This is a genomic window from Marinobacter sp. S0848L (genome assembly GCF_023016065.1).
Classification (GTDB): domain Bacteria; phylum Pseudomonadota; class Gammaproteobacteria; order Pseudomonadales; family Oleiphilaceae; genus Marinobacter.
On record NZ_JALKAQ010000003.1, the window covers coordinates 209,603 to 221,394 of the forward strand.

General features: G+C 55.2%; 11 protein-coding genes. 8 read left to right on the forward strand and 3 right to left on the reverse strand.

All coding sequences use genetic code 11. From position 1 onward, the window contains the following. Positions 1-5 precede the first annotated feature (5 nt). From cysZ to MWU64_RS06045, 7 genes are all read left to right on the forward strand, one after another. Positions 6-755, forward strand: coding sequence for a sulfate transporter CysZ (gene cysZ / locus MWU64_RS06015; RefSeq protein ID WP_247062537.1), 750 nt, complete (start codon positions 6-8; stop codon positions 753-755). A gap of 17 nt (positions 756-772) precedes the next feature. Further along, entirely contained in the window at positions 773-3,637 is a 2,865-nt protein-coding gene (gene rapA / locus MWU64_RS06020) for an RNA polymerase-associated protein RapA (protein WP_247062538.1), read from the forward strand. Between the two features lie 138 nt (positions 3,638-3,775). Beyond that, complete coding sequence (locus MWU64_RS06025) at positions 3,776-6,223, forward strand: acyl-CoA dehydrogenase (RefSeq protein WP_247062539.1); 2,448 nt, start codon at positions 3,776-3,778, stop codon at positions 6,221-6,223. A gap of 14 nt (positions 6,224-6,237) precedes the next feature. Beyond that, complete coding sequence (gene crcB / locus MWU64_RS06030; protein WP_247062540.1) at positions 6,238-6,618, forward strand: fluoride efflux transporter CrcB; 381 nt, start codon at positions 6,238-6,240, stop codon at positions 6,616-6,618. A 263-nt stretch (positions 6,619-6,881) separates the two neighbouring features. Further along, positions 6,882-7,088 carry a cold-shock protein gene (locus MWU64_RS06035; RefSeq protein ID WP_008939715.1) on the forward strand — a complete coding sequence of 69 codons (207 nt, stop codon included), beginning with the start codon at positions 6,882-6,884 and terminating at the stop codon, positions 7,086-7,088. Between the two features lie 251 nt (positions 7,089-7,339). After that, positions 7,340-7,951, forward strand: a complete 612-nt coding sequence (locus MWU64_RS06040) for a Yip1 family protein (protein WP_247062542.1) — start codon at positions 7,340-7,342, stop codon at positions 7,949-7,951. A 111-nt stretch (positions 7,952-8,062) separates the two neighbouring features. Continuing rightward, positions 8,063-8,353, forward strand: coding sequence for a type VI secretion system PAAR protein (locus tag MWU64_RS06045; protein WP_247062543.1), 291 nt, complete (start codon positions 8,063-8,065; stop codon positions 8,351-8,353). A gap of 5 nt (positions 8,354-8,358) precedes the next feature. On the opposite strand, the gene MWU64_RS06050 is transcribed toward MWU64_RS06045, so the two are convergent. After that, positions 8,359-8,988, reverse strand: a complete 630-nt coding sequence (locus MWU64_RS06050; protein WP_247062544.1) for an HPP family protein — start codon at positions 8,986-8,988, stop codon at positions 8,359-8,361. A gap of 193 nt (positions 8,989-9,181) precedes the next feature. On the opposite strand from MWU64_RS06050, the gene pbpG reads away from it, so the two are divergent. After that, positions 9,182-10,063 carry a D-alanyl-D-alanine endopeptidase gene (gene pbpG, locus MWU64_RS06055; RefSeq protein WP_247062545.1) on the forward strand — a complete coding sequence of 294 codons (882 nt, stop codon included), beginning with the start codon at positions 9,182-9,184 and terminating at the stop codon, positions 10,061-10,063. Here the strand turns inward: pbpG and MWU64_RS06060 are convergent. Together MWU64_RS06060 and MWU64_RS06065 are read right to left on the reverse strand one after the other, a co-directional pair. Continuing rightward, positions 10,050-10,745 (reverse strand): pseudouridine synthase, encoded by a 696-nt coding sequence (locus MWU64_RS06060; RefSeq protein ID WP_247062546.1) that lies wholly within the window; start codon positions 10,743-10,745, stop codon positions 10,050-10,052. The genes pbpG and MWU64_RS06060 overlap by 14 nt on opposite strands. Beyond that, positions 10,745-11,773: a metal-dependent hydrolase gene (locus tag MWU64_RS06065; protein WP_247062547.1), complete on the reverse strand. Its 1,029-nt coding sequence runs from the start codon at positions 11,771-11,773 to the stop codon at positions 10,745-10,747. The genes MWU64_RS06060 and MWU64_RS06065 overlap by 1 nt, the downstream gene beginning before the upstream one ends. Positions 11,774-11,792 lie beyond the last annotated feature (19 nt).

Here is an 11,792-nt window from a genome sequence, read left to right on the forward strand (position 1 = left end):
CAGCAATGCTCAAGGGAAACTTTTTTCGAGGACTGGGCTACCTGGGAGAGGGGTTCAGGCTGATTCGCCAACCCGGCCTTCGGCTGTTCGTGATCATTCCACTTGTGATCAACGTTCTGTTGTTCGGACTCTTATTTTACTTCCTGGCTGAATTGTTTGCGGTGATGATTGCCGGCGCCATGGCGTGGCTGCCTGATTGGGCCTGGCTGCAAGCTTTGGATTGGCTGTTCTGGCTGCTGTATGGCGTGGTGATCTTGCTGATGCTGGCCTACGGTTTTGTCATCATCGCCAATTTGATTGGCTCGCCTTTCTATGGCTATCTCGCCGAATTAACGGAAAAACATCTTACCGGCCAAGAGGTCAGCACCGAGGGGAGTTGGGCGGCGATTGTGAAAGATATTCCCCGGGCGCTCTGGCGTGAGGTGCAGAAGATCGCCTATTACCTTCCCAGAGCCTTAGGATTGTTCATCATCGGCCTGATTCCTGTGGTCAACCTGGCAGCAGCAGTGCTTTGGTTCCTGTTCAATAGCTGGATGATGGCCCTGCAGTACGTGGATTTCCCCGCCGATAACCACAAGGTCAGTTTCCCCAAACTGCGCAGAGATCTTGCGGCCAGCCGGCTGTCGGCTCTGGGATTTGGCTTGCCGGTCGCGCTGGCAGCCATGGTGCCCATATTGAACTTGATTGTTGTTCCGGCCGCCGTGTGCGGTGCAACAGCCTATTGGGTTCGCGAAAACGATTCAAAACATCAGTAATTTCTAGCGGAGGTTTCTTGGAAACATCGGAATTTGCCATCGGTCAGCGTTGGGTTAGCCACAGTGATACGGCTTTGGGGTTGGGTATTGTTACCGACATCTCCGGTCGCCGAGTCACGCTGGGGTTTCCTGCGGCCGATGAAGAGCGCACTTACGCCATCGATAACGCACCTCTTTCGCGAATTGTGTATCAACTAGGTGAGGACATAGAAACCTTTGATGGCAACAAATATACCGTGCGTGCCGTGGAAGAAGTGGGCGGAATTCTGATGTACCACGCCGATGACGGCGATGAGATTGCGCAGGTTTCTGAAGTAAAACTGGCGGGCTCGGTCAACTTTTCGGCGCCTCACCAGCGTTTGTTTGCCGGCCAGTTCGATCGCAATGGCGCTTTCCGTTTGCGGGTGTCCACGCTAGAACACCAAGACCGGCTTCGGGCTTCGGCGGCGCAAGGGCTGATTGGTGCCCGTACTCAACACTTGCCCCATCAGCTGTACATCGCCCATGAAGTGGCCCGCCGCCACGCGCCACGAGTGTTGCTGGCTGATGAAGTTGGTTTGGGCAAAACCATTGAGGCCGGCCTCATTCTGCACTACCAATTGCATACTGGCCGTGCGCGTCGAGCGCTGATAGTAGTGCCGGATTCATTGGTGCACCAGTGGTTGGTAGAAATGCTTCGTCGATTCAATCTACGGTTCTCGATTGTTGATCAAGGCCGTTACGACGACATCAAGGCTCAGGAAGACGATGTTGATGCGCTGGTTAACCACATTTTCGGTGACGAAGATGATGGCGAAAACCCGTTCGAATCGGACCAGTTGGTTCTTTGTAGCCTGGATTTTCTGGTGAATAGTAAAAAAGCCCGTGACCACGCTTTATCAGCGGGTTGGGACCTGATGGTGGTAGACGAAGCTCACCACTTGGCTTGGGCGCCAGAACAAGCAAGTTCAGAATACGAGGTTGTGGAAGAGCTGTCGGCTGCCAGTAAAGGGCTATTGTTGCTGACTGCAACTCCGGAACAGGTCGGGATAGCCAGCCACTTTGCCCGTTTGCGCTTGCTGGACCCGGCCCGCTTCCACGATCTGGAAACGTTTCGCTCGGAAGAACAACAGTACGAAGCCATCAACTCGGTAGTGCGGCGCCTGCAGGCATCGCCGGATCAAATTGCCGAGGAAGATAAAGCCGCTCTGGCGAACTGGTTAGGCGATGAGCTCGACGAATTACTGGAGCAGGGCGAGGCGCACCAAGCTGTTATCGACGCATTGCTGGACCGTCACGGAACCGGGCGAGTGTTGTTCCGAAATACCCGTGCCGCGATTCAAGGTTTCCCCGAACGCCAGCCGCTGCCAGAACCTCTGCCTTGCCCGGAACTCTATGACGACGCCCGATACGGCGATGTAGGGCTGGCACCGGAGCAAACCGCTGCGGAAGAACAATGGCTGGCCGAAGATCCACGCGTGGCCTGGTTAGAGAAAAAACTGGCCAGTCTGCGCCCGGCGAAAGTCGTTGTTATCTGTGCTCGGGCCGATACGGCCATGGCGCTGGAAAGTTATTTGCAGCTACGGGCAGGCATTCGTAGTGCCGCCTTCCACGAACACTTGAGTCTGGTCGAGCGGGATCGTGCTGCAGCGTATTTTGCCGACACCGAGCAGGGCGCTCAGGTGTTGATCTGTTCGGAAATCGGCAGTGAAGGCCGTAACTTCCAGTTTGCTCATCACCTTGTGTTGTTTGATTTGCCGGCAAACGCCGATTTGCTGGAGCAGCGGATTGGCCGTTTGGACCGAATTGGCCAGACTGAAACAATCAAGATTCACATTCCCTACCTGCAGGGCACCAGTCAGGAGGTTCAGTACCGTTGGTTCGAAGACGGCCTGAATGCCTTTACGGAAAGCTGTGCTGTGGGCGTTGCGGTGCATGAGCACGTCAGTAACGATTGGCAGAAGGCCCTCGACGGAGATCAGGCGGCACTGGAGCCGTTGCTGGCGGCCAGCGCCGACGAAACCAAGCGCTTGAAAACACTGTTGCACAACGGGCGGGATGCACTGATCGAATTAAATTCCTGCCGCCGGGATGAGGCAGAAGCTCTGATCGCCGAGATCGAGAAAGAAGAAGGTTCGGCGCAGGTGCGCGATTACATGGTGCAGGCCTTCGATATATTGGGTGTCGATATCGAAGACCACAGCGAACACGCCGACGTACTTAAGCCTGGCGAGCAGTATCAGTCTGGCCACGTCTCTGAGTTGCCGGAAGATGGCCTGACGGTGACCTGGGAACGCGAACAAGCGTTACAGCGTGAAGATATGGCGTTCATGAGCTGGGAACACCCGATGGTGACGGGGGTAATGGATTCAGTCACTAGCTCTGGTTTGGGTAAAGCAGCCCTTGCCAATTTGTCCGTCAAAGCGCTGCCCCCGGGAACGCTATTGCTGGAAGCGGTTTTTGCTGTGCATTGCCCAGCCCCTGAGAGCCTGCAGTTAACCCGTTACTTGCCGGTGTCGCCGCTGCGGTTGGTGGTAGACGTTAATGGCCGTGATTTGTCGAAGGCTTTGCCTCATGACCGCTTGAATGAATTGTGCTCAAACATTCGTCGGCGTACGGCCCAGGCGATCGTGCCTAAAATCCGGGCTGAAGTGGAAACCATGGTGGATCACGCAGAGCGGCTGTCTGATCCGCACCTGACACCGCTTAAAGAGCAGGCGCTTGCTCAGGTTGAAGCGGGTTTCGAACCAGAAATCCGGCGCTTGGAGGCGTTGCGAAAGGTTAACCCGGCGATCCGCGATGAGGAAGTCGACTTCCTGCGTGACCAACTGGCCGCCGCGCGTGAAGCGGTGGGGCATGCCAGCCTGGCGCTGGAAGGTATTCGGGTGATTGTGACATCGTGACAAAAGCCGTGAATTTGCTCTCGTGGTTATCTAGCGCAAGGACACCTGTTAAGGTAAGTTGAATAAACGAATCATTAGCCAGAGCCTTGGGTCAATACGACCAAGGCTTTAATCCATGGAAGACAGAGAGAACCTAAAATGACCTTGATTCTTTTTCTGGCGGCAATAGCCGGCTTACTCTTTGTAATGCGTCGGGAATCGGGCGCCAAGCACGCTATTGGCGTGATGTTGGTTGTGGGCGTGCTATCCCTTTTCGTTGGCTCCGGCTGGTTAAGCTTGGTGCTGTTCGTGGGCGCCGCCATCACCGCAGCTGCCGGCTTGCCGCAATTCCGCATTAACTGGCTGACCCCGCGGGTGTTTGCCATCTTCAAAAAAGTGGCGCCGAAAGTCTCGGAAACCGAAAAGGTCGCTTTGGAAGCAGGCACCGTGGGCTGGGACGGTGAACTGTTCACCGGCCGCCCGGATTGGCACAACCTGTTGATCAATCGTCACAGTGGTTTAAATGAAGAAGAGCAAGCCTTCGTGGATAACCAGTGCACGCAGGCCGTTAGCATGTGTAACGCATGGGATCTGGCGGTTGAGCGTGCCGATTTGCCCAAAGAGTTGTGGGATTTTCTGAAGAAAGAAAAGTTCTTCGGCATGATTATTCCGAAAGAATACGGCGGTTTGGGTTTCTCGGCGAAAGCGCAGACGGCCGTCCTGCAGAAATTGGCCGCCAATGAAATGCTGATGGTGACCGTCGGGGTGCCAAACTCGCTTGGGCCCGGCGAGCTGCTGCTGAAGTACGGTACAGAAGAACAGAAAAAGCACTATCTGCCGCGTCTGGCCGATGGTCGCGAGATTCCCTGTTTTGGTTTGACCGGCCCACGTGCCGGCTCCGATGCCACGTCATTGCCTGACACCGGTATCGTGTGCAAACAGGAAGTTGATGGAAAAGAAGTGCTGGGTATCCGCCTCAACTTCGAGAAGCGCTGGATCACTCTGGCCCCGGTTGCCACCGTTGTTGGCCTGGCGTTCCGGATGTTCGACCCTGATGGGCTGCTGGGCGACACCGAAGATCATGGTATTACCTGCGCGTTGATTCCGCGTGATACTGACGGCATGGAAATTGGCCGTCGTCATTGCCCGATTGGTTCACCGTTCATGAACGGGCCGATTAAAGGCAAAGATGTCTTCATTCCGCTGGATTTCATCATCGGTGGTCAGGAAATGGCCGGCCAGGGCTGGCGTATGCTGGTTGAATGTCTGTCGGTTGGTCGCTGCATTACACTGCCGTCCGGCGCGGCTGGTGCAGCGGCGTACTCGGTTGGCACCGCAGGTGGCTTTACCCGCGTTCGTCGCCAGTTCAATACCCCGGTGGCTGAAATGGAAGGTGTGCAGGCACCTCTGGCGCGCATTGCCAGTAAGACCTACATCGCACAATCTGCGGTTAATCACACGGCGAACATGATTGATAGGGGTGAGAAGCCGGCAGTGCCGTCTGCAATCCTGAAATATCACCTGACCGAATTCCAACGTGACGTCTTGACCGATGCCATGGACGTACACGGTGGTAAAGCAGTCACACTGGGGCCCCGTAACTATCTGGGCATTGGCTACAGCGGTATGCCGGTGTCGATCACGGTGGAGGGTGCCAACATCATGACCCGCAGCCTGATGATCTTCGGGCAGGGTGCCATTCGTTGTCATCCGTATGTGCTTAAAGAGCTGGCCGCCAAAGACAACGACGACCTGAAAGCCTTCGACGAAGCCTTCTTTGGCCATGCCGGGCTGATCTTCGGCAACGCCGCACGTGCCTTCACCCAAGCCTTTGGTATCGGTAAAGCGGATGTTCCCCTCGACAGTGCTTCGAGCAAATACGCTCAGGCGTTGGCGCGTTTCAGCTCTGCATTTGGCCTGTGTGCCGATGCGGCTATGTCCACCCTGGGTGGCGAGTTGAAGATGCGTGAGCTGCTGTCTGCGCGTTTGGGCGATATGCTGGCGAACCTGTATTTGGGGTCCATGGTGCTGAAGAACTGGCACGAAGAACAGCCGGCTGAAGGCGAGAAAGAACTGATGGAATACAGCATGACCTTGCTGTTGAACCGCACCGAGACTGCCCTCGACGAGTTCCTCAAGAATTTGCCGAACCGTCCGGTGGCCATGGCACTGCGGGTTGTCACGCTGCCGCTGGGCCGTTGCTGGGCAGAACCTAACGACAAACTGACCCGGGCCCTGGCGCAGGCCATCTCCAAAGATACACCGCTGCGTAACAAGTTGCTGGCGGGTGCCTGGACCACTGACGGTGACGGCGATGTGCCCAATCCAGTCGCCCAGTACAATCACCTGCTCAAGGATTACGACAAGGCGGAACAATTGTATCGAAAGGCCACCAAAGCCTACGCCAAAGGCGATCTGCCGATGACGGCCTTGCACCCGGAAGAACGTTTCGAAGCGGCTCTGAAGGCGGACGTGTTCACCCAGGAAGAAGCCGACTTTATGCGTGAGTATGAAGCGTTGGTGCTTGAAATGCTGACCGTCGACGACTTCCCGTTTGATGAGTTTGCCAGTAACAAGGACACGCTTATCGACCACAACCCGGCGTGAGGGCGTGAGCTGAAATGTGGCTGTCTGCCTTTGCTGTAAGTGTTGGCGCCGTTATTGGTGCCAACCTTCGGTGGGCTTTGGGGATGTGGTTGAACGCGTCCTACCACGTTGTACCTTGGGGCACCTTGGCGGCCAACTTGTTTGGGGGCTGGCTGGTGGGTGTATTGATTGGTTACTTTACACACAATAGCTCGCTGGCACCGGAATGGCGTTTGTTTGCGATAACCGGATTGTGTGGTGCCCTGACAACCTTCTCGACGTTTTCCCTGGAAATGTTTGCCGCGCTGCAGGGCGGCAAGTGGGCCGCGGCCTTGACCGGGATACTGTTACACGTTGTGGGCTCAATATTAATGACCGCTTTGGGGTTCTGGACCTTCGCGTTGCTTAAAGGTTAACGCTCGAAAACACGCCGATTTCGGCCTGTGTATCTTTACCTACACAAAATCTTACAAAGACTCTTGGCAAGCCCGATATTCCAGAGTAGAGTGTTTACTGAAGGAAAGATTAGCAAAGCAGTTCATGAATAAGACGTACCTCCGCAGTTAGTAGTGCCGTCCTGTTTTTGATCCCGCGAGTTCAGTTTTTCCGTATACACGCTGACCAGCATCAGAATGGTGTGTGGCAGCAGATAAAATGATTGATTTCAGGAAGTTTACGTATGTCTACTGTTACCGGTACTGTTAAGTTCTTCAACGAAGCTAAAGGTTTTGGCTTTATCACTCGTGAAGGCGGCCCGGACGTATTTGTTCACTACAGCGCCATTCAAGGCTCAGGATTCAAGACTCTGGCCGAAGGCCAGCAGGTAGAGTTCACCGTGACTCAGGGCCAGAAAGGTCCTCAGGCGGAGAACGTTGTTGCTCTGTAATCTGTAAAGATTCAAGCACAACATGAAAAGGCAGCTTCGGCTGCCTTTTTGCGTTTTTGGGGAAAGAGAAAAACCGCTGACCGCCAAGAACCAAATGATCTGAGCGCGCGATGCTATGAACGAAATAGAATCAAATCTTCCTGTTGCACCCGCAGTTCTTGACTATAGTTAAGACAACAAACGGCAGAAACCCGAGCCACCTCGGGCGCCGTGTGTCCCGATACTAACAACAGTAAAATGCGGGGTAGTCTATGCTGCTGTCTCATGCGTTCGGTCTCTTTACCCATCCCGGCGAGGAATGGGCATCGATACGTAAAGAACATGAAAGTCCGATGAAACTCTACGTGGCCTATGTGCTGGCGTTAGCCGCCATTGCGCCTGTTTGCGCCTATATATCCACAGCCCACTTTGGTTGGACGGTGGGCAACGAAAGGTTAATCAAATTAACGGAAATCAGCGCGCTTCAGCTGAGCATTCTGACCTACCTGGCAATGTTGGTGGGCGTGTTTGCTCTGGGTTATGCCATTAACTGGATGGCCAAGACCTATGGCGCGAAAGAAGAGTATGTTCCGTCCAATGGTGTGGCGCTGGCGGCTTATTCGTGCACGCCCATGTTTTTGGCAGGCTTTGCTCTGCTGTATCCGGTTCCATGGTTTAATGCGTTTGTTTTTCTGGCAGCAGCGGCCTACAGCGCGTGGCTGATGTACGACGGACTGCCTATCGTCATGGGGATCGAGAAAGAGCGGGCCGTGATGTACGGCGGAGCACTGTTAACGGTTGCTTTGGTCATTCTGGTTTCGACCCGTGGGGGATCGGTTATTCTGTGGAATCTGGGCGTTGGCCCGGTCTTCATCAGCGGCTGATTTTTGACGGATAGTGTGTAGCACTTCTAAGGATGGAGGTGCTGACTTGGGTTGGGGCTGAAATCGTTATAGGATGTCAGCCTCGCACTCAACTTTGAAAGGAATCAGATGATGAGTAAGCCCATCGTTTTACTTGGTGATCTGGGTATGGATCACGCCGGCTTCCCCCCAACCCCCGTAATTGCAGGCTCTCCCGATGTCTTGGTTGACGGCAAACCCGTCGCCCGGCTGGGGGATCCATTGGCACCGCACTCCAAACCAAAACATCCTCCCCATCCCCGTGCAATTGCTGCAGGCTCAGCGACCGTCATGATCAACGGGCAGCCAGCCGCAATTACCGGCAGCGCCGTGTCCTGTGGCGGCGTGACCATCGGTAGCGGCACCGTAATCATTGGTGGTTGAGGGTTTTACTGCGCCACCGACGATGCGGCTGGCGCAGTTGAGTCGGCTTCCGTTGACCAGAGTGGGTAGGGAATACCTGCGAGCCGGTTCATGGCAAACGCATGAGCAATCAGCAGCGCAACCCCCGCCATAAGCACAGGCAGCTGGGCTGGGTCGGGCATCAATCCCAAGGATACGATCAATGCGGTTGCACCGGCGGGTGGGTGTGCAACATTGAAGAGCACCATCAAGCACCCGGTTAATCCGAGCGACAGTGCTGCTGCACCGACACGAGGCAGGTCCACGCCCGTTAGAAAGGCTGACGATTGTTCTTGCAGGCCAAACAGGTAAAGGCTGAGCAACCCCATTAACGCGCCAATCAAGTGACCGCATAAGGTGTTCTTGGGGGAAGCAGGTTGAGCCATCGGTACGTAAAAAAGGATAAACGCGGTCGCACCCAGGGATGGGAATATGAACGCTTCCTGAGTAACCAGCGCGACAAACGACACCAGCGCAATGCTCAGGCCACCATTAATCAGGTTGAAGCCGGCCAGCACCGTTTTGCGGCTGTATTTTTGTGCCAGATTTTCCAGATGAAGCGCCTTCAGAAGCCCGATCGCGAGCTGCCAGCGCAACCTTTCGTTACGAATACCCATGCTTGTTCCATTGCACCAAAAGGGTGCGCAATAATACGGCTTGTCGAAAATCAAGACAAACAAGGATTTCCGATAATGCTTAAGAGGGTTATGGATAACCGTGACTCGTGCCTGCGCTCAAACGGCTGCGCTGTTATAGTAGCCACCCTTTCAATGCTGCAGAAGGCGGGTTCACAGAGGTATGGCTTGTTCCATGAAATGGTGGTTGTTGTTACTTGTTTTGGTGTCGGTCGTAAGCCACGGTAAAACCGTAGAAAAACCCAACCTCGCTTCCGCGAGTGCAGCAGTTGCTCTGGTCGATGACAACCGCTTATTGGTGGACAAGTTCGCGAATAGGCCCGTACCGGTGGCGTCAGTTACCAAGCTGATGACGGCCTTGGTGATTGTGGAGTCGGGTTTGGATATGAACGAATGGCTGACCTTTGAAGAGCGGCACCGGCCCGCTGCTGCAAATGCCTGGACGCGTATTCGAATCGGCTCCCAACTACGCCGAAAAGATGTTTTGCGGATCGCCCTGATGGCCTCCGAGAACTTCGCGGCCTATACCTTGGCCCGAGCATTCCCGAAAGGCTTTGATGGCTTTGTTGAAGCTATGAACCGTAAAGCTAAAATCTTGGGGATGGCCGATACTCGATTTGTTGATCCCACGGGGCTGTCGACACAGAATACTTCGTCGGCCGCCGATCTTGTATTGCTGGCAAGAGCCGCGTTAAAACATCCGCAAATTCGGGAGTACTCTACCACCGGATATTTCCGTGCGGAGTTTCGAAAACCCCGTTACAGCTTGTCCTATGGCAATACGAATTCCCTCGTGCAAAGTGAACGGTGGGGGGTAAGTTTAAGTAAAACCGGTTATCTCAAAGAAGCGGGGCGGTGTTTGGTTATGGTGTCCGAGATGGACGGGAAAGACGTGATTACCGTGCTGCTGGATTCGTTGGGTACCCGCTCTCCCATGGGGGATGCCGGGCGCATTAAGCGATGGATGGCGACAGGCGAACCCGGTTCGGTCGCAAAAGCCGCGAAGCGCTATGAACAGGAAAAGAACGCGGCCTTAGGTCGCTCTAGCGGACAATAGAGCGAAATTCGTCTTCGGTTAACTCCCGGTATTGGCCAGGCGCCAGTGCCGGGTCCAGTGTGATTTCACCGATTCGCAAACGGTGCAGCCCTTTCACGTGATTGCCGACAGCGGCCAGCATACGCTTTACCTGATGGTAACGGCCTTCGTTGATCGTCAATTCAATTGTTGTTTCTGAACAAATGACCACGGTTGCCGGTCGCGTGGCTTTCTCCTCGTCTCTGAGCAGCACCCCCGTTTCTAACTTCACTCTGGCCTCGTTTGAAAGCGGCTCCGCCAACATAACCTGATAAGTCTTTGGGCAATCCCGTCTGGGGGAGGTGACTTGGTGTGACCACTGGCCGTCACTGGTGAGCAGCAGTAAGCCGGTGGTGTCTTTATCCAATCGGCCTGCAATGTGCACTCGGGTGGCCAACCGAGGCGGTAGCAAATCAACAGCCGTCGGTTGGCTGCTATCGGTGGTGGCGCTGATGACGCCATCAGGCTTATTCATCATCACGTAGATTTCACCCGGCAAATGAAGCACGGAGCCATCCAGTTCGACGACGGCGTTGCCAGCGACCTGCGTATTCGCTGACCGGACGGCTGCGCCATCGACACGCACCCGACCTTTCGTAATGGCTTTTTTGGCATCTTTGCGTGATAACTCTGTGCTGGTGGCAAGGTACTGGTCCAGCCGCATTAACAGTTTCCTCCTTCCAGAGGCGCACTGAGGGTGCGAAGGCAAAGCGCGGGTGTTTTTCCGGTGAGCCGCGACCAAAGCACCGGCAGAGCATCCGGGTTCATGGCGGGGCGAGGGAGTTGGCCGCTGGGAAGCGCTGTCAGATCTGAACCCTGAACTTCGGCCAGAGCAAAGGTGAATGGGTGTGCGCCGGGGATACCCAGGCGGATATCGGTCGCGGTTATCTGCTGACCTCTAAGCTCATAGTGGAGGAAACCGTTTGTGAACCAATCCAGCTGTCGGGCTTCGGGGAGATGTGAAACCGACTGGGCGAGTTCTGGATCGCGAGCGAAGCGCTCCAGCGTAAGATCATTATCGCCGTCGAAAAAGCCCGTTACAGTTTCCACGCGCGTCTCATCGGTGATGGCGGTTGCCCGCCACAGTGCTGTGTTGAATGGCATTGGCTGCACCATTAAGGCGGCATTACCGAAACCGGCAGCCGCAAGGGCAGGTTTGACCCTTTCGGTGATCCAATGCTGAGCGGTAACGCTCCAGCCCAGATACAGCGTGGATAACATCAAGCTCAGCGCGAGCGTTTTTGTCGCCGGCGGGCGAACGAGAAACGCCAGACAGCCAAGCAGTAAGGGCAAGGTGTAGAGCGGATCAATGATGAAAATGCTGTTGATGGCAAGCGGCCTGCCGAAAGGCCAGAACAATTGGGTACCGTAGGTGGTAAAGGTATCGAGCAAAGGGTGGGTAAGCAGCACCAGCCCTACCAGCGCCAGCCAGCGCCGGTACGACACCTTCGGTTGCCAGCGGGACAATCCCCAGGCAATCAGCAACGATAAAGGGGCCAACACCAACAACGAATGGCTGAAGCCCCGGTGTTGGGTGAAGTTCGCGACCGCTGTGCCGTAGTCAATCAGCACATCCAAATCGGGCAGAGTGCCCAGAACCGCGCCGGTCAGCAAAGCCGAACGGCCAAGTGCCTTGCCTGCCACAGCGCCAGCAATAGAAGCGCCTAACGCTATTTGAGTAATTGAGTCCATGAGGCCCGGATAACATCGT